The sequence below is a fragment of the Actinomadura verrucosospora genome, assembly GCF_039540335.1.
Taxonomy (GTDB): Bacteria; Actinomycetota; Actinomycetes; order Streptosporangiales; family Streptosporangiaceae; genus Spirillospora; species Spirillospora verrucosospora.
This window is the reverse complement of record NZ_BAABEV010000020.1, coordinates 54,203-76,301: the sequence shown is the minus strand read 5'-3', so window position 1 is coordinate 76,301 and position 22,099 is coordinate 54,203. Positions and strand designations below refer to the sequence as shown.

General features: G+C 73.4%; 20 protein-coding genes. 5 read left to right on the top strand and 15 right to left on the bottom strand.

The genetic code is table 11. From position 1 onward, the window contains the following. Positions 1 to 15: 15 nt before the first annotated feature. On the top strand, positions 16 to 1,200 hold the full coding sequence (locus ABD944_RS22130) for an acyl-CoA dehydrogenase family protein (protein WP_345179348.1): 1,185 nt from the start codon (positions 16 to 18) through the stop codon (positions 1,198 to 1,200). Continuing rightward, positions 1,197 to 2,099 carry an acyl-CoA dehydrogenase family protein gene (locus tag ABD944_RS22125; protein ID WP_345179346.1) on the top strand — a complete coding sequence of 301 codons (903 nt, stop codon included), beginning with the start codon at positions 1,197 to 1,199 and terminating at the stop codon, positions 2,097 to 2,099. The genes ABD944_RS22130 and ABD944_RS22125 overlap by 4 nt, the downstream gene beginning before the upstream one ends. Here the strand turns inward: ABD944_RS22125 and ABD944_RS22120 are convergent. Both ABD944_RS22120 and ABD944_RS22115 read right to left on the bottom strand, forming a co-directional pair. Beyond that, entirely contained in the window at positions 2,096 to 3,655 is a 1,560-nt protein-coding gene (locus ABD944_RS22120; RefSeq protein WP_345179344.1) for a FadD3 family acyl-CoA ligase, read from the bottom strand. The two genes, ABD944_RS22125 and ABD944_RS22120, sit on opposite strands and share 4 nt — an antisense overlap. 112 nt (positions 3,656 to 3,767) lie before the next feature. Further along, entirely contained in the window at positions 3,768 to 4,214 is a 447-nt protein-coding gene (locus ABD944_RS22115; protein ID WP_345179343.1) for a MarR family winged helix-turn-helix transcriptional regulator, read from the bottom strand. A 62-nt stretch (positions 4,215 to 4,276) separates the two neighbouring features. Here ABD944_RS22115 and ABD944_RS22110 point away from each other — a divergent pair, with 62 nt between their 5' ends. The 3 genes from ABD944_RS22110 (at position 4,277) to ABD944_RS22100 (ending at position 8,157) form a co-directional block, all read left to right on the top strand. Continuing rightward, positions 4,277 to 5,398, top strand: coding sequence for an FAD-dependent oxidoreductase (locus ABD944_RS22110; RefSeq protein ID WP_345179342.1), 1,122 nt, complete (start codon positions 4,277 to 4,279; stop codon positions 5,396 to 5,398). A 121-nt stretch (positions 5,399 to 5,519) separates the two neighbouring features. Further along, complete coding sequence (locus ABD944_RS22105; protein ID WP_345179340.1) at positions 5,520 to 7,112, top strand: Coagulation factor 5/8 type domain-containing protein; 1,593 nt, start codon at positions 5,520 to 5,522, stop codon at positions 7,110 to 7,112. 112 nt (positions 7,113 to 7,224) lie between these two features. After that, the gene (locus tag ABD944_RS22100) at positions 7,225 to 8,157 is read left to right on the top strand and encodes an aminoglycoside phosphotransferase family protein (RefSeq protein ID WP_345179338.1); all 933 of its coding nucleotides are present in this window, start codon (positions 7,225 to 7,227) and stop codon (positions 8,155 to 8,157) included. Positions 8,158 to 8,261: 104 nt separating this feature from the next. Here the strand turns inward: ABD944_RS22100 and ABD944_RS22095 are convergent, their stop codons facing one another. The 13 genes from ABD944_RS22095 to ABD944_RS22035 all read right to left on the bottom strand — a co-directional run bounded on the left by ABD944_RS22095 (position 8,262) and on the right by ABD944_RS22035 (position 22,047). Beyond that, positions 8,262 to 8,891 (bottom strand): HNH endonuclease family protein, encoded by a 630-nt coding sequence (locus tag ABD944_RS22095; protein WP_345179337.1) that lies wholly within the window; start codon positions 8,889 to 8,891, stop codon positions 8,262 to 8,264. 349 nt (positions 8,892 to 9,240) lie between these two features. Then, positions 9,241 to 10,077 carry a MaoC/PaaZ C-terminal domain-containing protein gene (locus ABD944_RS22090; RefSeq protein ID WP_345179336.1) on the bottom strand — a complete coding sequence of 279 codons (837 nt, stop codon included), beginning with the start codon at positions 10,075 to 10,077 and terminating at the stop codon, positions 9,241 to 9,243. 23 nt (positions 10,078 to 10,100) lie between these two features. Beyond that, complete coding sequence (locus ABD944_RS22085) at positions 10,101 to 11,276, bottom strand: lipid-transfer protein (protein ID WP_345179335.1); 1,176 nt, start codon at positions 11,274 to 11,276, stop codon at positions 10,101 to 10,103. After that, positions 11,273 to 11,767, bottom strand: coding sequence for a MaoC family dehydratase (locus ABD944_RS22080; protein ID WP_345179333.1), 495 nt, complete (start codon positions 11,765 to 11,767; stop codon positions 11,273 to 11,275). The genes ABD944_RS22085 and ABD944_RS22080 overlap by 4 nt, the downstream gene beginning before the upstream one ends. Before the next feature lie 11 nt (positions 11,768 to 11,778). Beyond that, complete coding sequence (locus ABD944_RS22075; protein ID WP_345179331.1) at positions 11,779 to 12,843, bottom strand: acyl-CoA dehydrogenase family protein; 1,065 nt, start codon at positions 12,841 to 12,843, stop codon at positions 11,779 to 11,781. Then, a complete protein-coding gene (locus ABD944_RS22070) occupies positions 12,843 to 13,826 on the bottom strand; it encodes a bifunctional MaoC family dehydratase N-terminal/OB-fold nucleic acid binding domain-containing protein (protein ID WP_345179328.1) in 984 nt (327 codons plus the stop codon). The genes ABD944_RS22075 and ABD944_RS22070 overlap by 1 nt, the downstream gene beginning before the upstream one ends. Further along, positions 13,823 to 14,986 carry an acyl-CoA dehydrogenase family protein gene (locus tag ABD944_RS22065; RefSeq protein ID WP_345179327.1) on the bottom strand — a complete coding sequence of 388 codons (1,164 nt, stop codon included), beginning with the start codon at positions 14,984 to 14,986 and terminating at the stop codon, positions 13,823 to 13,825. Before ABD944_RS22065 ends, ABD944_RS22070 begins: the two co-directional genes overlap by 4 nt. A 16-nt stretch (positions 14,987 to 15,002) precedes the next feature. Next, entirely contained in the window at positions 15,003 to 16,658 is a 1,656-nt protein-coding gene (gene casI / locus ABD944_RS22060; RefSeq protein WP_345179326.1) for a steroid-22-oyl-CoA synthetase, read from the bottom strand. Next, entirely contained in the window at positions 16,651 to 17,898 is a 1,248-nt protein-coding gene (locus tag ABD944_RS22055; RefSeq protein WP_345179324.1) for an NADH:flavin oxidoreductase, read from the bottom strand. Before ABD944_RS22055 ends, casI begins: the two co-directional genes overlap by 8 nt. A gap of 99 nt (positions 17,899 to 17,997) precedes the next feature. Then, complete coding sequence (locus tag ABD944_RS22050) at positions 17,998 to 18,351, bottom strand: hypothetical protein (protein WP_345179323.1); 354 nt, start codon at positions 18,349 to 18,351, stop codon at positions 17,998 to 18,000. Between the two features lie 7 nt (positions 18,352 to 18,358). Further along, positions 18,359 to 19,102 (bottom strand): ABC transporter ATP-binding protein, encoded by a 744-nt coding sequence (locus ABD944_RS22045; protein ID WP_345179320.1) that lies wholly within the window; start codon positions 19,100 to 19,102, stop codon positions 18,359 to 18,361. Next, a complete protein-coding gene (locus ABD944_RS22040) occupies positions 19,095 to 19,844 on the bottom strand; it encodes an ABC transporter ATP-binding protein (protein WP_345179318.1) in 750 nt (249 codons plus the stop codon). Before ABD944_RS22040 ends, ABD944_RS22045 begins: the two co-directional genes overlap by 8 nt. Next, the gene (locus ABD944_RS22035; protein WP_345179317.1) at positions 19,837 to 22,047 is read right to left on the bottom strand and encodes an ABC transporter permease; all 2,211 of its coding nucleotides are present in this window, start codon (positions 22,045 to 22,047) and stop codon (positions 19,837 to 19,839) included. Before ABD944_RS22035 ends, ABD944_RS22040 begins: the two co-directional genes overlap by 8 nt. Positions 22,048 to 22,099: the final 52 nt, after the last annotated feature.

The window sequence follows — 22,099 nt, the reverse complement described above, 5'->3', positions numbered from 1 at the left end:
TAGAAAGAGGGTCGCATGGATCTTGAGTTCGGGGCGGCGGACGAGGAGTTCCGCGGCGAGGTGCGGGCGTGGCTGCGCGAGCACGTCCCGGCGCGGCCCCTCCCGTCGCTGGAGACCGGGGAGGGCTTCGCCGCGCACCGCGAGTGGGAGCGGACGCTCGGCGCGGCGCGGCTGGGCGTGGTGTCGTGGCCGGAGGAGTACGGCGGGCGCGGCGCGTCGGTGCTCCAGTGGCTGGTCTTCGAGGAGGAGTACTACGCGGCGGGCGCGCCGGGGCGGGTCAGCCAGAACGGCATCAACCTGCTGGCGCCGACGCTGCTCAAGCACGGGACGCCCGAGCAGCTCGCGCGGATCCTGCCGCCGATGGCGGCGGGCGAGGTGATCTGGGCGCAGGCGTGGTCGGAGCCGGGCGCGGGCAGCGACCTGGCGGCCCTGCGGGCGACGGCGACCCGGACCGACGGCGGCTGGCTGCTGGACGGGCAGAAGACGTGGAGCTCCCGGGCGGCGTTCGCCGACCGGGGATTCGGCCTGTTCCGGTCGGATCCCGAGGCGTCCGGAGATGAGCGGAGCGAACCGGGGGGTGCGGGGGGTCGTCCCCCCGCAGTGAGTAGACACAAGGGGCTCACCTACCTGATGTTCCCGCTGGACGCGGAGGGCGTGACGGTCCGCCCGATCGGGCGCCTGGACGGCAAGCCCGCGTTCGCCGAGCTGTTCCTCGACAGGGTCTTCGTCCCCGACGAGGACGTCATCGGCGAGCCCGGGGACGGCTGGCGGGTCGCGATGGCCACCGCCGGCAACGAGCGCGGCCTCACGCTGCGCAGCCCCGGCCGGTTCACCGCGGCGGCCGAGCGGCTCGTCGAGCTGTGGAAGGAGCGCGCGGACGCCTCCGGCGACGCGCTGCGGGACCGGGTCGCGGACGTGTGGATCAGGGCGCGGGCCTACCGGCTCAAGGGCTTCGAGACGGTCTCGCGGGACGACGACGCCGGCGCGGAGTCGAGCCTGAACAAGGTGTTCTGGTCGGAGCTGGACGTGGCGCTGCACGAGACCGCGCTCGACCTGCTCGGCCCGGACGGCGAGCTGGAGTCGGAGTGGCTGGAGAACTACGTGTTCTCGCTGGCCGGCCCCATCTACGCGGGCACGAACGAGATCCAGCGCAACGTGATCGCCGAGCGGCTGCTCGGCCTGCCGAGGGGGTCCCGGTGAAGTTCGTTCTCTCCGCCGAACAGCGGATGTTCGGCGAGACGCTGCGCAAGCTGCTGGGCGCGGCCGGAACCGCCGACGCGGCCCGCGCCTGGGCCGCGGGGGACACCGGGCCGGGGCGCGCGCTGTGGTCGGCGGTCGCCGAGACCGGGGCGTTCGCGGTGGCCGTCCCGGAGGAGGCGGGCGGCGCCGGGCCGCTGCCCGTCGAGCTGGCCGTCGCCGCGGAGGAGCTGGGGCGGGCCGCCGCGCCCGGCCCCTACGTGGAGACGCTCGCCGCCGCCGAGCTGCTGGGCGGGTCGCCGTGGCTGCCGCGCATCGCCGAGGGCGAGGCGGTCGTGACGCTCGCCGTCCCGCACGCCCTGGACGCCGACGTCGCCGACCTGGTGCTCACCGCCGACGGCGTCGAGCGGAAGGCGGCCGGGGAGGCCGCCCGGTCGCTGGACCCGGCGCGGCGGCTGTTCCGCGTCCCCGGGGGCGCGGGGTTCACCGACCTCGGCGTGCTGCTGTGCGCGGCGCAGCAGGTCGGGATCGGGCGGGCGCTGCTGGAGGTGTCGGTCGAGTACGCCAGGACGCGGCGGCAGTTCGGCCGCCCGATCGGCGAGTACCAGGCGATCAAGCACCATCTGGCGAGCGCGATGGTCGAGCTGGAGTTCGCCCGCCCGCTGGTGTTCGGGGCGGCGCTGGCGTACGGGACGCCGGACTTCGCGCGGGACGTGTCCGCCGCGAAGGTCGCCGCGTCCGAGGCGTCCTACGGGATGGCCAAGACCGCGCTCCAGGTGCACGGCGCGATCGGCTACACCGACGAGTACGACCCGTCGCTGTGGATCCGCAAGGCGCGGGCCCTGTACTCGGCGTGGGGCACCGTGGCCGAGCACCGGGCGCGGGTCGTCGCCGCCCTCTAGAGGCGCTCCTTCAGCTTCACGCGCCAGATCTTGCCGGACGCGGTCTTCGGGAGGTCGTCCACGAAGACGACCTCCCGGGGGACCTTGAAGTTCGCGAGCCGCTCCCGGCAGTGCGCGACCAGCTCGTCCCGCGTGGCCGTCCTGCCGGGGCGGAGCCGGACGTAGGCACGCCCCACCTCGCCCATGCGCGCGTCCGGGACGCCGACGACGCCCGACTCGGCGACGGCGTCGTGGCGGGCGAGGACGTTCTCGACCTCGGCCGGGTAAACGTTGAACCCGCCGACGACGAACATCTCCTTGGTGCGCCCGGTGATGGTGATGTTGCCGCGCTCGTCGACGCGCCCGCGGTCGCCGGTGTCGAGCCAGCCGTCGCGGACCGTCTCGGCGGTCGCCTCCGGGTCGTCCAGGTAGCCCTTCATGACGTTGTAGCCGCGCACGAGGATCGCGCCGTCGGTCCCGGGCGGGACCCGCTCGCCGTCGCCGTCGACGATCGCGACCTCGACGTCGGCGATGGGCCTGCCGGACGTGGTGGCGATGGTCTCGTCGTCGTCGTCCACCGAGCAGGCCGTGACCGTGCCGGACGACTCGGTCAGCCCGTACGCGGTCACGACCTCGGGGAACAGCTCCTCCTTGATGCGCCGCACCAGCGCGACGGGCACGTCCCCCGCCCCCGTGACCGCCAGCCGCAGGGACGACAGGTCGCGCTCGTCCCGGCCGGGGGCGTCCAGGAGGGCGGTGTAGATGGTGGGCGGCCCCGGCAGGACGGTGATCCGCTCCCGCTCGATGAGCCGCAGCGTCTCGGGGACGTCGAAGGTGCGCTGCAGCACCATCGTGGCGCCCTGGATCACGCACGCCAGTACGCCGGCCTTGTAGCCGAACGTGTGGAACATCGGATTCACGATGAGGTAGCGGTCGCCCGCCCGGACGCCGGTGCGGCCCGCCCACGCCCGGTAGGTGCGGACGTTCTGCTCGTGCGTGACCACGACGCCCTTGGGCCTGCCGGTGGTTCCGGAGGTGAACAGGATGTCGGCGACGTCGTCCGGCGCGACGGCCGCGGCCCGCGCGTCCGCCTCGTCCGGGGGCGCGGCCTTGGCGGTGAAGTCGTCCCAGGAGATCACTCCCGGGCGCGCGGCACCGTTGAACGTGACGACCGTCCGCAGCGCGGGCAGCCCGGGGGCGCCGGATCCGTCCACGCCGAGCATGCCGGGGTAGTCGATGCCGAGGAACCCGTCCTCCACGAACAGGATCTTCGCGCCGGCCTTGGAGAGCGGCCACCGGGCCTCGTCACCCTTGTAGCGGGTGTTCAGCGGGACGAGCGTCGCGCCGGCGCCGAGGGCGCCGAGCACGGTGACGATCCAGCGCAGGCCGTTCGGCGCCCAGACGGAGATGCGGTCCCCCGGCTCGATCCCGGCGCCGACGAACGCGCCCGTCGCCTGGCGGACCTGCTCGCGCAGCTCGGCGAAGGTGACCCGGACGTCCCCGTCCACGACCGCCTCCGCGTCCGGAAACTCCCTCGCCGCCCGCGCCACCAACCCCGGAACCGTCAGCTCGCTCATGAGCCACCATCATCCCGGTCGCGCCCCCGCCCGGCCTTCGGCGTCCCGGTGACCGGTACATCCGTCTCGCCCCGGCAAACGAGGGTGTAGGTGCGGCCCGTCTCGCCGTCCGCTAGGCGTCGCGCACTTCGGCCGTGGCCGTCCGGTAGGCCGCGGCGATGCCGTCGAGCATGCCCACCAGCAGCGGCGCCTGCTCCGGGGAGTAGCGGGCGCCGACCTCGTCCAGGTGGCGGCGGGCCCCGGCGGCGAGGGCGCGGTAGTCGTCGAGGCCGTCCTCGACCAGCTCCACGGTGACCGTCCGGCGGTCGTGCTCGCCGCGGACGCGCCGCGCGTAGCCGGCCTTCTCCAGCCGGTCGACCAGCCGGGTCGCCGAGGCGGACGGCAGCCGGAGCTCCTCGGAGATCGCGCCCACCGGCAGCGGGCCGCGCATCTCCAGCAGGATCACGGCGGCGACGTCGAGGGGCCGCAGGCCGAGCCGGTCGGCGACCGCCTCGTTGTGGAGGAGGACCGCGATCAGGAATTCGCGGAAGACGTCCTCTCCCGCCCGTTCGGCACCCACCCGCGCAGGATACTCCGGGGCGATGTATCTTCGTATCGGAGATACTTCACTTTGGAGGGGATATGGAGATCCTCGTCATCGGCGCGGGGGTGGGCGGCCTCGCCGTCGCGCGCGCGCTGCTCGCCGCGGGCCACGAGGTGCGGGTCCACGAGCAGGCGCCCGGGCCCCGGACGGGCGGCAAGGCGGTGCTCATCTGGAGCAACGGCAACGCCGTCCTGCACGACCTCGGCGTGACGCTGGACGGCGCCGGCAACCGCATCGACCGGATCGACGCCCTCACGTCCACCGGGCGGCTGCGCACCGGGCAGGACATCGCGCACGCCGCGTCCCGCTACGGCTTCGAGACGAAGGCCATCGCCCGCCGCGACCTGCTCGGACGGCTCGCCGCCGGCCTGCCGGAGGACCTCGTCCGCCACGGCGCGGCCTGCACGGGCCTGACCCAGGACGGCGACCGCGTCACGGCGTCCTTCGACGACGGATCGACCGACACCGGGGACCTGCTGATCGGAGCGGACGGCCACCACTCGGTGGTGCGGCGTCAGCTGTGGGGCGACGGCGCCGTGCGGCCCGCAGCGTTCGGCACCTGGCAGGGGCTCGGCCCGATCGGGATCGAGCTGACCGGCACCCACCGCCACCTCATGATCACCGGACGGGAGGGGGCGTGCGGGCTCATGCCCGCGGGCGGCGGCCTGCTCCAGTGGTGGTTCGACCTGCGCTGGACGCCCGGCGACCCGCGGCCCGCGTCCCCGCTCGCCGAGTTGCGGCGGCGCTTCGGGCACTGGGCGTCCCCCGTGCCGGAGGTGCTCGCCGCCGCGGCCGACGGCGACGTCGAGTTCTTCGGGCACCACTGGAACAAGGTGCGCGAGGTCTGGGGCGAGGGCCGGGTCACCCTGGTCGGCGACGCCGCGCACACCATGCCGCCCACCCTCGGGCAGGGCGCCAACCAGACGCTTGAGGACGCCTGGGTCCTCGGCCGCGAACTCGCCGGGGCGGGTGACCCGGCGTCCGGGCTGCGCGCCTACGAGAGGGCCCGCCACCCGAAGATCTCCCTGGTCTCCCGCATGGCGCGGCGCAATCCCGCGAACTGGCGCATCCCGCCGCTGGTCGGCCGGCTGGTCCCGGAGACGTCCCAGAGCGCCCTGCTCGCCCGGTTCAGCAACCGGCTCGCGGCGGAGTCCCCCTGACCGCGCTCTCCTGAGGGACCCGGGCTGACCGGCCACTATGTGAGGACTATTCACATTTTGCCGGATCGGTGTTTCACTCGGCGGAGAGCCACTGGACGTCTCCCCCGGCCGAGGTGCCCCCATGCCCGTCCGCCGTGCCACCCGCGTTCCGATCCTCCTCGTTCTCCTGCTCGCCCTCCTGCCCGTCCCCCGCGCGCACGCGGAGGGCGAGCCGCGCGAGGTGCGCGGCTACGTCGACGCCCACAGCCACCTGATGGCGTACGAGGCGTTCGGCGGCGCGCTCATGTGCGGCAAGCCGTTCGACCCGCGCGGCATCCAGGAGGCGCTGCGCGACTGCCCCGACCACGCCGGCAACGGCGTGCTCGCCTGGTGGGAGAACTTCAACCGGTACGGCACCCCGTTCGGGACGCACGACCCGACCGGCTGGCCGACGTTCAAGGACTGGCCCGCCTACGACTCCCGCACCCACCAGCAGGTGTACTACGAGTGGCTGGAGCGGTCCTGGAGGGCCGGGCAGCGCGTCCTCGTCAACCACCTGGTGGACAACCGGCAGCTCTGCGAGATCTATCCGCTCAAGCGCAACCCCTGCGACGAGATGGCGGGCATCCGGCTCCAGGCGCAGCGGATGCGGGAGATGCAGTCCTTCATCGACGAGCGCAGCGGCGGCCCCGGCAAGGGCTGGTTCCGGATCGTGCGCGACTCGGCGGACGCCCGCCGGGTCATCGAGGACGGCAAGCTCGCCGTCGTCCTCGGCATCGAGACCTCCGAGCCGTTCGGCTGCCGGCTCGTCGGCGGCGCCCCGGCCTGCACGCGCGCCGACATCGACCGGGGGCTGGACGAGGCGCGGAGCCTCGGCGTGGCCTCGATGTTCGTGTGCCACAAGTACGACAACGCGCTGTGCGGCGTGCGGTTCGACGGCGGGGTGGCGGGCGCGTTCGTCAACCTCGCCAACTTCGTCGGCACCGGGCGGTTCTGGCAGGCCGAGACGTGCACCGGCCCCGCCCACGACAACACGATCGCCCCGGCGGGCGAGGTCGGCGACGCCCTCCAGCCGATCCTGAAGCTGCTCGGGATGGCGGGGATCACGCTCCCGATCTATCCGAGCGGCCCGCACTGCAACGTCCGGGGGCTCAGCGACCTCGGCGCGTACATGGTGCAGGGGATGATGAAGCGGCACATGATCGTCGAGGTCGACCACATGAGCGCGAAGGCCGCCGGCCGGACCCTCGGCATCCTCGAGGCCGCGCGGTACCCCGGCGTCGTCTCGTCCCACAGCTGGATGGACGCGACGTACCTGCCCCGCGTCTACCGGCTCGGCGGCATGGTGGCCGGGTACGGCAGCGCGGCCGACCGGTTCACCGCCGAGTGGCGGCGGGACAAGGCCCAGCGCGATCCCGCCCGCCTGTTCGGCTACGGCTACGGGCTCGACGCCAACGGCATGGGCGCGCTTCCGGAGCCCCGCACGGGCGGGGACGCGGGTCCGCTGCGCTACCCCTTCACGTCGCCGATCGACCCGGCGGTGAAGCTCGACCGCCTCCGCGCCGGGCTGCGCACCTGGGACCTCAACACCGACGGCGTCGCCAACTACGGCCTCGTCCCGGACTGGATCGCCAACCTCCGCGCGGTCGGCGGGCCGGAGATCACCGAGGACATGGCGCGCGGCGCGGAGGTCTACCTGCGGATGTGGCGCGGCGCCGAGGAGGCGCCGTCCTGAAAGACCGGTAGGCTTCACGGCATGCGTTGACCCCTGCCCGGAAGCCGGGCACCGCCGACGTCTCCTTCGTGACACGCGACCTGAACCGGAGCACACGAAGGAGACGTCAACCATGAGCACGTCGATCCGCATCGACGTTCCCGAGGCGCTCGCCGCCTCGCACAGCAAGCACTTCGGCGCGTCCGGCCGCGCCTGGATCGCGGCGCTGCCCGACCTGGCCGACGCGTTCCTGGAGCGCTGGGCCCTGCGCCTGGACGGTCCGGGACGGCACGGCATGGCCTCGCTCGTGCTGCCGGTGACCCGCGCCGACGGCACGCCCGCCGCGCTCAAGCTCCAGCCGGTCACCGACGAGCACGCCACCGAACCGGTCGGCCTGCGCGTATGGGACGGCGACGGAGCGGTGCGCCTGCTCGACCACGACGCGGACACCGGCACGATGCTGCTCGAACGCCTGGACGCGGCCCGGCCGCTGTCGTCGGTGGCCGACGACGACACCGCCGTCGGCGTGCTGGCCGAGCTGCTGGTGCGCCTGGTCGCGGCGCCCGCGCCCGAGGGGCTGCGCCGCCTGGCCGACATCGCCGCCGCCATGCTCGACGAGGTTCCCGGGGCCGTGCCCGCGCTGCGCGACCCGGCCGACCGGCGGCTGGTGCGGACGTGCGCCTCGGCCGTGGCCGAACTGGTCGGCGAACCCGGCGACCGCCTGCTGCACTGGGACCTGCACTACGACAACGTCCTCGCCGCCGAGCGGGAGCCCTGGCTGGCCATCGATCCCAAGCCCCTCGCCGGCGACCCCGGATTCGACCTGCTGCCGGCGCTGGACAACCGCTGGGAGGAGGTGGTGGCGAGCGGTGCGGTCACCCGGACGGTCCTGCGCCGCTTCGACCTGCTCACCGAGGCCCTCGGCCTGGACCGGAAGCGGGCCACCGGCTGGACGCTCGGCCGCGTTCTGCAGAACGCGCTGTGGGACGTCGAGGACGGCGAGACCGCCCTGGACCCCGCCCAGGTCGCCATCGCCACCGCCCTGCTCCGCCACCGCGCCGGATGACGTCGCAGAGGCGGGCCGTTCTCACCCGCGCGGGCTGAAGGCCCGCGCCGCGCCGGCGCCCGCGGGGAGGCTTCCCGCGGGCGCCGGAGCGGTGGGGCGATCGGTCAGCAGGTGCCGAGCATCGTGGTGAGGGCGCTCCTCTCCGAGCTGTCCACCGTCAGGCCCCAGGACCACTTCACCTGGATCCAGGCGCGGGCGTAGGTGCAGCGGAAGGAGGTGACCGAGGGCTGCCACTCGGCCGGGTCCTTGTCGCTCTTCGCCTGGTTGACGTTGTCGGTCACCGCCCACAGCTGGGGGCCGGCGAGGTCGTTGGCGAACGACTGGCGGCGGGAGGTCGTCCACGACCAGGCGCCGGACGCCCACGCCTCGGAGAGCGGCACCATGTGGTCGATGTCCAGGTCGGACGCCTGCGTCCAGGTGGCGCCGTCGTAGGGCGAGTACCACCTGCCGGACGTCGCGGCGCACGCGGAGTCCGTGGTGACGTTCGTGCCGTCCCGCTTCAGGACGGTCTCGCGGGTGTTGCACGTCCCGGAGATGGTGATCCAGTGCGGGAACAGGGAGCGGTCATAGGTGCTCCCGTGCGACTCGGCGGCCACGGTCAGGGTCGCCAGGCGGCTCGCGGCCGTGGCGGCGGACGGGATGCCGGGCGGGGTCGCGGACGCGGGCGCGGCCGCCGCGCCGAGCAGGGCCGTGCTCAGGGCGGCGGGGAGCGCGAACGTGAGAAGTCGTCGCATCGGGATGCCTTTCCGCGGTCGTCCCCGGGCCGGGGCTGGAACCCCGAGGGGGAGCGGGAACGACGGCACTGCGACGGTGACATTTTCGACAAATACGAATAAATGTCACGCTTTGCTCATGCGCACTGCCGCCGTTGGTCGGAAGCTGACGTCTATCGCCGACCGAAGGCCTCTGAGCTGCGACGAAACAGGCGCTGCCGCTTCCGTGACGGCGGATGAAGAGTTGTTGAACTCCGGGCCCATCCCCGGGCAAAGCCCGGTTCGGGCGCGAGGCAAGGCGCCCGGAGCTCCACAAACGCGAGAACGCCTTCGGCGTCGTCCCAGAGGCGGCGGGCGAGCGCGCCGCCGACTAGCGGGCCGCGCCGAAGCGGGCGCGTCCGCCCGAGATGACCGTCGTCCCGTCCACGGCCGCCTCGAACAGGACCGCTCCGCCGTCGCCGTCCTGCCAGGTGCTCACCTGGAGCGCGTCGCCGGGGAAGACGGGTGCCGCGAAGCGGCCTTCGAGCTCGGCCAGGTCGGCGGGGTGGGCGCCGAGGGACTCGGCGAGCGGGAGGGTGACGGCCGCGAGCGTGCACAGGCCGTGCATGATCGGGCGCGGCATCCCGGCCGCCTTCGCCGCCTCCGGATCGATGTGCAGGTGGTGGCGGTCGCCGAGCAGCCGGTAGAGCGCCGCCTGCCGCGACGCGGTGGCGACGGTCAGCACGCCGTCCGGGACGGCCTCGGGACGGCGGCGCGACGACGGGCCCCGCTCGCCCCCGAAACCGCCGCTCCCCGGCGCGAACAGCGACCACGTCGCCTCGAAGTACTCGCTCTCGACCGCCACGTCGAAGACGGCCGCGGAGCCCTTGTCCCACACGTCGGTGACGCGTGCGCTCATCTCCACCGAGCCGGAGCGCGGCAGCGGCTTCAGGACGCGGAGGCGCTGCGTCCCGTGAACGGCCGTCCGCACGTCGAACGCGCCCGCCGAGCCCAGGACGTCCGGCGCCCACTGGGCGAGGGTCAGCACGAACGTCGGCAGGACGCGCAGCCTCTCCTCGAACACCAGGTCGAGGTCCGCGGCCCCCGCCCCCACCGCGAGCGCGTAGAGGATGGGCCGCGTCTCGTCGTAGGCCACCGTCCGGGCGCCGAGCGACCGCCCCTGCCACTCATGGGTCCGGATGCAGCCGGTGGGGGGACGACCCCCCACACCCCCCGGTTCGCTCCGCTCATTCATTCGTCCGCTCCGAGGATCAGGCCGCTGGTCGGGACGCCCGTGCCGGCGGTGACAAGGACGTTGTGGACGTCCCCCGGCTGGTTCACCGAGGTGCCGCGCACGAGCCGGACGGCCTCGGCGATGCCGTTCATCCCGTGGATGTAGGCCTCGCCGAGCTGGCCGCCGTGGGTGTTGACCGGGAGCCGGCCGTCGAGCTCCAGGTTGCCGTCGGCGACGAAGTCCTTGCCCTCGCCCTTCGCGCAGAAGCCCAGCTCCTCCAGCTGCGGGAGGACGAGCGGCGTGAAGTGGTCGTAGAGGATCGCGGCCTGGACGTCGGCCGGGGTGAGCCGCGACTGCCCGTAGAGCTGCCGTCCCACCAGGCCCATCTCCGGGATACCGGTGATCTCCGAGCGGTAGTAGCTGGTCATCATGTGCTGGTCGTTGCCGGACCCCTGCGCCGCGCCCCAGATCACGGCGGGCCGGTGCGGGAGGTCGCGGGCGCGCTCGGCGGAGACGACGACGAGGGCCTGACCGCCGTCGCTCTCCTGGCAGCAGTCCAGCAGCCGGAGCGGCTCGGCGATCCACCGGGACGCCTGGTGGTCCTCCAGCGTGATCGGCCGCCCGTAGAACCACGCGGCCGGGTTCGCGGCGGCGTGCCCGCGGTCGACGACGGCGATGCGGCCGAAGTCCTCGCTGGTCGCGCCGTACTCGTGCATGTAGCGGCGGGCGAACATCGCGACCCACTGGGCGGGGGTCGAGAGCCCGAACGGGTTCATCCACGCGTAGGCGGCGCTGTCGGCGCTGACGTCCATCGGGCGGTCGGCCTGCCCGAGGCCGTAGCGGGTGCCGGACCGCTCGTTGAACGCGCGGTAGCACACGACGACGTCGGCGACGCCGGTCGCGACGGCCATCGCCGCCTGCTGGACGGTGCCGCACGCCGCGCCGCCGCCGTGCCCGATCCGGGAGAAGAACTTCAGCTCGCCGATGCCGAGGTTGCGCGCGATGTGGATCTCGGAGCTGGTGTCGGCGGTGAAGGTCACCATGCCGTCCACGTCGGACGGCTGGAGCCCCGCGTCCACGATGGCGGCGAGGACCGCCTCGCAGGCCAGCCGCAGCTCGCTGCGGCCCGACTCCTTGGAGAACTCGGTGGCGCCGATCCCGGCGACCGCGGCCGCCCCTGGCAGCACGCTCATGCGCCGCTCCCCTGTGCTTCGACGGCCTGTGCTTCGACGGCCTGTGCTTCGACGGCCCGCGCTTCGACGGCCTGTGTTCCCGCGGCGGGCAGTTCGACCACGACGGTGCCGGTGACGTGCGGGCCGATCGCGTTGACGCCGCGCACGGCGATCTCGACCCGGCGGCCGGAGTCGTCCTTGGCCGCGACCGTCCCGGTCAGCACCATCGTGTCGCCCGGGTAGTTGGGCGCGCCCAGCCTGATCCTGATGGCCTTCACGACGGCGGCGGGCCCGGCCCAGCTCGTCACGTACCGGTCGACGAGCCCGTTCGTCGTCAGGATGTTCATGAAGACGTCCCGGGAGCCGCGCTCGACGGCGAGCGACGGGTCGTGGTGGACGTCCTGGTAGTCGCGGCTCGCCAGCGCGGTCGCGACGATCATCGTGCGGGTCAGCGGGATGCTCAGCTCGGGGAGCTCCTCCCCCACCGCCACCTCCTCGTATCCCCGGCTCACCGCATCCCCGGTCACAGGGCCGCCCCCAGGAGCTCCAGGTCGAAGGACGCGCCGCCGAGCGTCCCGGAGATCTGCTTGCCCCACAGGAAGTGGCGGTGCACCGGGTAGTCGACGTCCACGCCGATGCCGCCGTGCAGGTGCTGGACGCGGTGCACGACGTTCAGCCCGCCCTCGTCCGACCACCACTTGGCGACCAGGACGGCGCTCTCGGCGTCCTCCCCGGCGTCGATCAGCGACAGGGCGTGCCCGAGGCAGACGCGCAGCGCGTCGATCTCGATGTAGCAGTCGGCGAGCTGGTGCTGGGCGGCCTGGAAGGTGGCGAGCGGGCGGCCGAACTGCTCGCGGCCCGACAGGTAGTCGGCGGCCATGCGCAGCGCCCCCTCCGCGACGCCGACCTGGACGGCGGCCAGGGACACGCGGGTCAGCCGCAGCGCCGTGGCGAGGGCGCCGTCCGGAAGGGCGTGCGCCGGAGCGCCGTCGAGGGTCAGGTGCCCGGCGGCGTCGCGGCTGGTGGTCTCCGCGCGCTCCCACGCCACACCGGCGGCCGAGGTCTCCAGCAGGAACAGGCCGGGCCCCTCCGGCGAGACGGCCGAGACGAGGACGTGGCTCGCTCCGAACGGCGTCGGGACGGCGGCCTTCGTGCCGGTCAGCAGCCAGTTCGCGCCGTCGCGGACGGCGGCGCAGCGCGGCGCCGCAGGATCGGCGGGGGCGAACTCCTCCAGCGCGACGGTCGGCCGCGACGTCCCGTCCGCGAAGGACGCGGGGACGTCCTCGCCGTGCGAGGCGAGCGTGAGCGCGGCGACGACGGCGGGCCAGACCGGGACGGGGGCGACGGTGCGGCCCTGCTCCTCCAGCAGGACGGCCAGGCCGGCGGCGCCGAGGCCCGCGCCGCCCGCGGCCTCGGGCAGCGCGACGCCGAGCAGGCCCGTCTCGCCGAGCTCGGCCCACAGGCCCTCGTCGTACCCGCGCTCGGACGCCTCGGCGTCCTTGATCCGCGCCTGCGTGGCGCGGTCGGTGAAGATCTGCCGGGCGAGGTCCCTGACCGCCTCCAGCTCTTCGCCAAGCGTGAAGTCCATCAGCGCTCCTTGACAGTGTGGGACGGTCCGGCGGGGCGGAACGCCGGCAGGGACAGGTCGGGGTCCGGGTCGATCCAGTCGAGGACGACGGGCATGCCGATCTCGACGTCCTCCGGCGCGACCCCGGTCATGTTCGCGATGAGGCGCGTCCCCTCGGCCAGCTCGATCACGGCGACGACGAGCGGGTAGTCGAACGCGGGGTGGCGCGGGTGGTGGTTGACGACGTAGCTGTAGACGTGGCCGTCGCCCGACGCCTGGACGGTGTCCCAGTCGAACGAGCCGCACTGCGGGCAGCACGGCCCCGGCGGGTGCCGCAGGGACTTGCAGTCGGCGCAGCGCTGGATGACGAGCCGGTGCTCGCGCGCCGCCTCGAACCAGAACGCGTTGTCCAGGTTGATCGCCGGGCGCGGGCGCAGGGCCTTCTTCTCAGCGGGCTTCTCCGCCGGCCCCGGGGCGGGCTTGTCGGCGGGGCGGAACCGCAGGAGGCGCCACCGCTGCGTGGCGACGACCTCCCCCGCCCCGTCCCGGTAGGTCTTGACGGTGCTGACGAAGCGTCCCGCGCCGAGCGCGGTCTTCTTCTCCGGGGAGATCGACTCGACGGTCTCCTCGACGCTGACGCGGTCGCCCGGCACCAGCTCCCGGTGGAACTCGAACTCCGAGTCGGTGGCGACGACGGAGGTGTAGCCGCCCTCGGCCAGCAGCTCGGTCAGCTCGTCGGGACCCGCGGGGTCGGCGCGGACGGACGCGGCGTACCCGCGCATCGTCCACGCCTGCATCATCGACGCGGGCGCCACGACGCCGTCGCGGCCGGTCGCCCGGGCGGCCTCCTCGTCCAGGTAGACGGGGTTGCCGTCCTCCATGGCCTCGACCCAGTGCCGGATCATGGGGACGTTCACCGGGTCCTGCCCGTCCCGCCGCGCGCCGTAGGGCCGCCCGACCCACGCCCGGAGCCGCGCCTCGTACTCCTCGCCGTTCCCGCTCATGACCGCCTCGACCTCGGCAGACCCAGTCCCTGGACGGCGACCATGTCGCGCAGCACCTCGTTGACGCCGCCGCCGAAGGTGTTGACGATGCCCTGCCGCGACAGCTGCTCGATCTGCCCGTGCAGCACGGCCCCCGGCGACTCGGGGCGGATCCGTCCGGCGGCGCCGAGGATCCCGGTCAGCGTCCGCTGGACGTCGATGTGCGTCTCGGTCCCGTAGGACTTGGCGGCGCCGGCCTGCGCGCCGGTCAGCGTCCCGGCCTCCACCGCCATCGTCATCTTCCAGTTCATCAGCCGCATCGCCTCCAGCCGGGCGTGCGTGCGGGCGAGGTCGGCCCGCACCCACGGCAGGTCGATCACCCCGTTCCCGCGCGCCCAGTCGCGGACGTCCTCCCACAGCCGGATCATCCGGCCGCCGAGCGCGGCGAGCCCGATGCGCTCGTGGTTGAGCTGCGTGGTGATCAGGCTCCAGCCGCCGTCGACCTCCCCGACCACCGACGACGCGGGGACCTGGACGCCGTTGTAGTACGTCGCCGTGACGACCATCCCGCCGACCGTCGGGATCGGGCTCCAGGAGAACCCGTCGGCGTCGGTCGGGACGATCAGGATCGAGATGCCCTTGTGCTTCGGCGCGTCCGGGTCGGTGCGCGCCGCGAGCCAGATGTGGTCGGCGGTGTTGGCGCCGCTGGTGAAGACCTTGCTGCCGTCGATGACGTACCGGTCGCCGTCGCGGACGGCCCTGGTGCGCAGCGAGGCGAGGTCGGTCCCGGCGTCGGGCTCGGTGTAGCCGATCGCGAAGACGATGTCGCCCGACAGGATGCCGGGAAGGTACCTGCGCTTCTGCTCGTCGGTGCCGAACCGCATCAGCGTGGGGCCGACCGTGTTGACGGTGACGAACGGGAACGGCAGCCCGGCGCGCTGCACCTCGTCGAAGAACACGTACTGCTCGGCGATCGACCTGCCCTGCCCGCCGTACTCCTCCGGCCAGCCGTAGCCGAGCCAGCCGTCGTTGCCGAGCATCTTGACGATCTCGCGGAACCGCTCGCCGCCCACGCCCTGCTCGCCGGCGCGGCGCCGCACGTCCTCGGGCAGCAGGCCCGCGAAGTACGCCCTCAGTTCCGCGCGCAGCTCGCGATGCGCCTCGGACTCACGCAGATCCATACATGCCCTTTCTCGGTCAGGGGAGGAAGCGCCCGCGGCCCGCGGCGGTGAACTCCTCGCGGAGCGCGGCCTTGTCCGCCTCGGTCATCGGGACGTACTCCGGCGAGCCCCGGCCCGCCCACCGGAACACGGGGTCGGACGTGCGCCAGCCGTCGAGCTGCAGCTCCTTCTTCTTGAGCTTTCCCGACCCGGTCGTCGGCAGCGCGTGCGAGACGCGCACGAAGCGCGGCGCCCCCTTGGTGCCGAGGTCGTCCTGGCGGGCCAGGAAGGCGGGCAGGTCCAGGTCCTCGAACGCGACGCCCTCGGGGATCTCGATCGCCGCCATCACCTGGTCGCCGGAGCGCGGGTCCGGCACCCCGAACGCGACCGCGTCCACGATCTTCGGGTGGCGGCGGACGACGTTCTGGGTGAGCAGCGCGGAGATGTTCTCCGAGTCCACCCGGATCCAGTCGCCGGACCTGCCGCCGAAGTACAGGAACCCGTCGCCGTCGACGTAGCCGAGGTCGCCGGTCCAGTACCACCCGTGCCTGACCCGCTCGGCGTCGGCCTCGGGGTTGTTGTAGTAGCCCTCGAACCTGGCCGCGCCGTGCACATCGACGATCTCCCCGACGGCGGCCTCGGCGTTGGTGACGCGGCCGTGCCGGTCCAGCACGGCGGGCGCGCAGGTCTCGCGCGTCTCGGGGTTGACGACGCGGACGCCGTCGTGGGCGGGGCGGCCGAGCGCGCTCGGCGGCGCCTGCGGATCCCGTTCGATCATGCCGGCGCTCTCGCTGGACCCGTAGCCCTCGACCAGCCGCGCGCCGAAGCGGCGCAGGAACTCGGCCTTGTCCTCGGGGGACGCCTCCGTCCCGAACCCGTGCGTCAGCGTGTTGTCGCCGTCGTCCGGCTTCTCGGGGGTGGCGAGGACGTAGCCGATGGCCTTGCCGACGTAGGTGAAGAACGTCGCGCCGTAGTAGCGGACGTCCGGCAGGAACCCGGACGCGGAGAACCTCCTCGCCAGGACGACGGTCGCGCCGACCGCGAGCGACGGCGCCCACAGCGCCATCAGCGCGTTGCCGTGGAACAGCGGCATCGGGCAGTAGCTGACGTCCTCGCGCCTGACGTCGTACTTGGCGCTGTTGTTCCGGCCGAGCTCGGCGAGCCGGCCCTGCGAGCAGCGCGCCGCCTTCGACGCGCCGGTCGTGCCCGAGGTGAACAGCAGGAGCATCTGCGTCTCCGGCGTGATCGACGCATCGGGCTCGGGCTCGCAGGCGTGGGCGGCGACCAGGGCCGGGTAGCCGTCGTCGTCGACCAGCAGGAAGCGGTCACGCGGGACGCCGATGTCGAGGCCGTCCAGCAGCTCCAGCCCGGCCCGGTCGGTGACGACGAGCTGGAGGTCGGTGTGCCGGACCTCCTGCTCCAGGTAGGCGCCGGTCCGGGTGGAGTTGATGCCGACGATCGTCGCGCCGCCGAGCGCCGCCGCCCCGAGCCACAGGACGTACTCCGGGACGTTCTCCAGCAGGACGCCGATGTGGAACGGCCCGTCCCGGCGCAGGTCGCGGGCGAGCGACGCGCGGGCCGCGCTCTCCCGGACGACCTCGTCCCAGGTCCACGTCCGCTCGCGGCTGCGCAGGCCGGGCCGGGCGTCGCCCAGCCGGGCCAGCAGCATCGCCGCGATGGTCTCGTCACGCACCCGCGGCACCCCAGGCCGGCTCGGTGGACAGGACGCAGTGGGTGCCGCCGTAGATCGCGGTCATGCACTTGTTGCAGTGGATGCACAGCGACTCGGTCGCGGGCTCGTCCTTGATTCGATTGATCAGGTCGGGCTCGCGCAGGAGGGCGCGGGCCATCGCGACGAACTGGAAGCCCTCCGCCATCGCGGTGTCCATGCCCGCCCGGTCGGTGACGCCGCCCAGCAGGATCATCGGCAGCTTCACCGCCGCGCGGATCTGCCGGGCGTCCCTCAGCAGGTAGAGGTCCTCGTAGGGGTAGGACTTCAGGAAGTGCTTGCCGATCAGCTTGATCCCGAGCTTGGTCGGCTGCTTCATGACGGAGGCGAACTCGTGCAGCGGCGCGTCGCCCTTGAACAGGTACATGGGGTTGAGCAGGGAGCTGCCCGCGGTCATCTGGAGCGCGTCGACCGTGCCGTCGGCCTCCAGCCACCGGGCGACCTGGATGGCCTCGTCGATCCAGAAGCCGCCGGGCACGCCGTCGTCCATGTTGAGCTTCGCGGTGATCGCGATGCGGTCGCCGACGGCGTCGCGGACGGCGCGGCCGATGTCGCGCGCCAGCCGGGCGCGGTTCTCCAGCGACCCGCCGTACTCGTCCTTGCGGTGGTTGACCTTGGGGCTGAGGAACGAGCTCGTCAGGTAGTTGTGCCCCATGTGGATCTCGATGGAGTCGAACCCCGCCTCGACCGCCATCCGGCCCGCGCGGCCGTGCGCCTCGACGACGCGCTGGAGGTCCGCGTGGGTGGCGGCCCTCGCGACGGTCTGCGTGGTCAGGTGGAAGTGGCGGCTGGGCGCGAGCGCGGGGAGCCCGTTGCTCTTGGGGTTGGCGACCGGGCCGGCGTGCCCGATCTGCGCCTGGACGGCCGCCCCCTCCGCGTGCACGGCGTCGGTGAGCCTGCGCAGGCCGGGCATCGCCTCGTCCCGCCAGTGGATCTGCCGGCGGTCGGTGCGGCCCTCGGGCGCGACCGCGCAGTACGCGACGGTGGTCATCCCCACGCCGCCGCGCGCGTGCCGGACATGGAAGTCGATCAGCGCGTCGGTGACCTGGCCGTCCTTGGTCAGCCCCTCGTACGTCGCCGCCTTGATCGTGCGGTTCCGCAGCGTGACCGGCCCCAGCTTCGCGGGCTCGAACACGTCGGGCTTCGGGGCGGTTGCCGGGGGGTGCGGGGGGTCGCCCCCCCGCAGGCGGGTCGGGTGATTCATCGAAAGTCCTCCATCCGGACTAGACGTTAATCAGCGGGATGTCCGGGCACTCCGGACATCCCGCTGACTGGGAGCGACGGGCCGCCTCCGGTGGCGCCGCTAGGCGTCCCGGCGCAGCGCGGCGGCGATCTGGTCGGCCTGGGACTGCTGCTCCACGAGCTGGCGCAGCAGCCACAGGCGCAGGACGCGGGTCACGGCGGCGGCCAGGTAGAGGGCCGCGCCGAGGACGGTCACCGCCAGGAAGCCGATGGCGAGCGTCTGCAGCGAGCCCACGTCCCGCAGGTCGTCCTTGGTGAGGGAGACGTTGTAGGCGACGAGGGTCCCGGCGACGCCGGCGACCATGGCCAGGATCCCGGCGATCCGCGCCGCCCCGTCGAACCGGGACCCGTCGGTCTTCAGCCGCTGCTTCGCGACGTCGTCCTTGAACTGCTGGCGCCGTTCCTCAGTGAGCATGATGGGGTCAACCTCCCAGGTAGTCGCTGGACAGCCGGTCTTCGATCTCGGCGGGCGGGCCGGCCGCCACCACGCGCCCGTGCAGCATCAGCGCGGCGGTGTCGGCGATCGGCAGGGCGGCGCGGGCGAACTGCTCCGCGACCAGCACCGACAGGCCGCCCTCGACCAGTTCGGCGACCGTCTCGTACATCCGGGTGACGATCATGGGCGCGAGGCCCATGGACAGCTCGTCGAGCAGCAGCACCGCGGGGTCGCTGCCGAGCGCGCGCGACAGCGCGAGCATCTGCTGCTCGCCGCCGGACATGGATCCGGCGAGCTGGTGGCGGCGCTCGCCGAGGATCGGGAAGCGGGCGTAGGCCCGCTCCTCCAGGTCCTCCAGCCGGGCGCCGGTCCCGGTGGCGGCCCACAGGTTCTCCCGCACCGTCAGGTTGGGGAAGATCCCGCGGCCCTCGGGGATGGCGCAGACGCCGAGGCGCGCCGCGTCCTGCGCCGAGACGCCGTTCACCCTGCGCCCGGCGAACAGCAGGTCCCCGCCGGTCGGCGGGTGCAGGCCCGCGCACACCCGCATCGTGGTCGACTTGCCGCCGCCGTTCGGGCCGAGCAGCGCCAGCAGCGAGCCGGGCCGCAGCGCCAGGTCGACGCCGTGCAGGACCTCGATGGCGCCGTAGCCCGCCCGGATCCCCCTCAGTTCGAGCAGCGGTTCCGGGGACGCGGCGGCGGCCGGTCCGGTGGTCGTGTCCGGTTCAGGCATGACTCGCCTCCTCGGTGCCGATGTAGGCGGCGATGACCTCCGGCGACTCCTTGATCTCCCGCGGGGAGCCGGAGGCGATCAGCGCGCCGTAGTCGAGGACGTGGATGGTCGAGCACAGCCGCATGACCAGCGGCAGGTCGTGCTCGACCAGGCAGATCGCGAGCCCTTCGGCGGCGAGGCCGGTGAGCATCCCGGCGAACGCCTCCGTCTCGCGCTCGGTCTGGCCGGAGGCGGGCTCGTCCAGCAGCAGCACGCGCGGCGAGGTCATCAGCGCGCGCGCCACCTCCACGACCCGGGCCCGCCCGATCGGGATGTCGGACACGTCGCGGTCGGCGACGTCCGTGAGGCCCGTGCGCTCCAGGACGCGGTCGGTCTCCTCGTCCAGGTCGAACCGTTTGCGGGTCGTGGCGCGCAGGACGTCGCCCGCGACGCGGACGTTGTCGCGCACGGACAGCGACAGGAACAGCTCCAGCCGCTGGAACGTCCGCGCCATGCCGCGCCGGGCGCGCCTGGCCGGGGACAGCCGGGTGATGTCGTCCCCGTCCAGGAGCACCTGGCCGGACGCGGGCCTCTGCAGGCCGGTGATGGTGTTGAACATCGTGGTCTTGCCCGCGCCGTTCGGGCCGATGAGCCCGGTGATGCGGCCTTCGTCCATGGTGAGGCTCACGTCGTCCACGGCGGTGTTGCCGCCGAACCGGACGGTGACGCCGCGGGTCGCGAGCAGGGGCGGGCTCTCAGGCATTGACCGTTCCCTTCAGGCCGAGTTCGCGGTCGAGGCGGACGCGCAGCTCGTCGGTGTAGGGCTCGTCCACGCCGGCGAGCTCCAACGGCACCGGGCGGGCCTTGCGCCCCTCCTCCAGGTAGGCGCGGCCCACGGCGGGCAGCAGCAGGACGACGCACAGCGCGGCCAGCGCGAACGTCCACGTGCCGATCACGCCGGTCAGCGCGAGGACGTACAGGACGGCGCCGAGCGCCCCCGCCCCGAACAGCGGCGGGCGCGCGGTCCGGATCGCCCGGTAGCCGTCGACGAGGTCGTGGACGAACCCGCTCGGGTTCCGGCCGACGCCCATCCCGACCAGCGCCGTCCCGACGAGGACGAGGTGGCCGAGTGCCCGGTAGACGGTGGCCATGCCCTCGTTCTCCAGGGCCAGGTCGCCGAGCGTGGAGACGAGGACGGCCGAGCCGACGCCCGCCATCAGCCCGCCGAACAGGGCGCCGCTGAGGTAGCCGATGCCCGCCACCACGACGAGCATGAGCAGGGCGAGGCTGCCGGTGAACGAGAAGTTCTCCTGCGCGACGGTCCCGGTCGCCGCCGACATCAGCACGCCGCCGAGCCCCGCGATCGCCGCGGAGATCATGAAGACGCTGAGCTTCAGCCGGACGAGGTTCTGCCCGAGCATCGCCGTCGCCGCCGGGCTGTCCTTCATCGCCGCGAGGCGCCGGCCGTAGCCGCTGCCGCGCAGCGCCGCGAGCCCGACGGCGATGAGCGCGAACAGCACGGTCGCGGTCATCAGCGAGGTCGTCCCGTTCCGCAGGTCCAGCGGGCCGGCCTTGAGGGGCGGGACGACGAGCGCCCCGTCCGGGAAGAGGGTGAACCTCATCCCGAACAGCTCGTGCTCGGTGGTGTCGCGCAGCACCATGTTCGACAGGAACTCGCCGAACGCCATGGTCGCGAGCGCCAGGTACAGGCCGCGCAGCCGCAGCGCCGGCAGCGCGACGAGCCCGCCGACCAGCGCCGCCGCCGCGACGCCGAGCAGCACGCCCTGGAGGTTCGTCCGGGCTCCGAGCCCGCTGCCCTGCACGCCGAAGTGGAACGCCACCACCGTCGCGACCGCCCCGAACGCCAGCGGCGCGAGGTTCAGCTCGCCCGCGTAGCCGGTGAGGACGGTCAGCGACAGCGCGATGATCGCGAACGTCATGCCGAGCGAGAACGTGGTGACGGCGCCGTCCGACAGCAGCAGGCTGTAGAGGTAGACGACCGCGACCAGCACGAGCCCCCACACCGCCGCGGACCGGACGGTCGGCGGCCGGTACCGCTCGCGGGTCCGGATCGCGGCCCCGCGCAGCCGGTCCTGGGGCAGCACCACCAGCACCACGAACAAGATGATCATCGGCAGCGAGACGCGCAGGTTGCCGGTGAACGTGCCCGCCGACGGCAGGTAGGCCAGCACGTAGTTCGCGGCCAGGCCGAGCACCATCGCGCCGGCGAACGTCCGGGGGATGCTGCGCAGCCGCCCGAACATCGCCGCCGCGAACGCGTCGATCACCAGCAGCGTCAGCGCGTTGGCGTCCAGCCCGCCGCCGCTGATGGGCACGATCAGCACCCCGGCGAGGACGGCCAGCGTCGATCCGAGCGCCCACGACAGCATCGCGGCGCGCTCCGGGTCGTGGCCGTTCAGCCGCAGCAGGTCGGGGTCGTCGACGGACCCGCGCATCACCACGCCGACCCGGCTGCGGGTGAACAGCACCCGCAGCCCGGCCGCGATCGCGACGGCGGCGGCCAGGCACACGATCTCGTGGTACCGGACCACCACCCCCGCGATCGTGATCTTCGAGCCCGCGCCGAAGAACATGGCGACGGTGTGGGCCTCGTCGGGGTTCCAGATCCACTGCGCCAGGTAGACGGTCCCGAGCAGCACCGCCACCGTCACGATGATCTTCGTGACGTCGGCGGTGCCGCGCAGGCCCCGCATGATGGCGGCGTGCAGGGCGGCGCCCATCGCCGGGCCGGCGACGCCGACCACGACGATCAGCGCGAGCCACACCGGCCAGCCCCACCGCTCGGTGCAGTGCCAGTACAGGAACGTTCCGAACATGGCCTGCGCGCCATGCGCGAAGTTGAAGATTCCCGAGGTGTTGTACGTCAGCACGAGCCCCGAGGCCGCGATGGAGTACACCGAGCCGAGGACCAGGCCGAGAATGGTGTAGGTCAGGAACGTGGTCACGTGGTCACCGCCACTTGTTCACCGCCATGGGGAGGACGCCTCCGGCCGCCGT

What these genes read in the sequence shown, in the direction of transcription:
- ABD944_RS22110 (WP_345179342.1), top strand. Translation starts at nt 4,277, where the DNA reads ATGGAGATCCTCGTCATCGGCGCGGGGGTGGGCGGCCTCGCCGTCGCG.
- ABD944_RS22100 (WP_345179338.1), top strand. Translation starts at nt 7,225, where the DNA reads ATGAGCACGTCGATCCGCATCGACGTTCCCGAGGCGCTCGCCGCCTCG.
- ABD944_RS22130 (WP_345179348.1), top strand. Translation starts at nt 16, where the DNA reads ATGGATCTTGAGTTCGGGGCGGCGGACGAGGAGTTCCGCGGCGAGGTG.
- ABD944_RS22120 (WP_345179344.1), bottom strand. Translation starts at nt 3,655, where the DNA reads ATGAGCGAGCTGACGGTTCCGGGGTTGGTGGCGCGGGCGGCGAGGGAG.
- ABD944_RS22105 (WP_345179340.1), top strand. Translation starts at nt 5,520, where the DNA reads ATGCCCGTCCGCCGTGCCACCCGCGTTCCGATCCTCCTCGTTCTCCTG.
- ABD944_RS22085 (WP_345179335.1), bottom strand. Translation starts at nt 11,276, where the DNA reads ATGAGCGTGCTGCCAGGGGCGGCCGCGGTCGCCGGGATCGGCGCCACC.
- ABD944_RS22095 (WP_345179337.1), bottom strand. Translation starts at nt 8,891, where the DNA reads ATGCGACGACTTCTCACGTTCGCGCTCCCCGCCGCCCTGAGCACGGCC.
- ABD944_RS22050 (WP_345179323.1), bottom strand. Translation starts at nt 18,351, where the DNA reads ATGCTCACTGAGGAACGGCGCCAGCAGTTCAAGGACGACGTCGCGAAG.
- ABD944_RS22045 (WP_345179320.1), bottom strand. Translation starts at nt 19,102, where the DNA reads ATGCCTGAACCGGACACGACCACCGGACCGGCCGCCGCCGCGTCCCCG.
- ABD944_RS22065 (WP_345179327.1), bottom strand. Translation starts at nt 14,986, where the DNA reads ATGGATCTGCGTGAGTCCGAGGCGCATCGCGAGCTGCGCGCGGAACTG.
- ABD944_RS22040 (WP_345179318.1), bottom strand. Translation starts at nt 19,844, where the DNA reads ATGCCTGAGAGCCCGCCCCTGCTCGCGACCCGCGGCGTCACCGTCCGG.
- ABD944_RS22055 (WP_345179324.1), bottom strand. Translation starts at nt 17,898, where the DNA reads ATGAATCACCCGACCCGCCTGCGGGGGGGCGACCCCCCGCACCCCCCG.
- ABD944_RS22075 (WP_345179331.1), bottom strand. Translation starts at nt 12,843, where the DNA reads ATGGACTTCACGCTTGGCGAAGAGCTGGAGGCGGTCAGGGACCTCGCC.
- ABD944_RS22070 (WP_345179328.1), bottom strand. Translation starts at nt 13,826, where the DNA reads ATGAGCGGGAACGGCGAGGAGTACGAGGCGCGGCTCCGGGCGTGGGTC.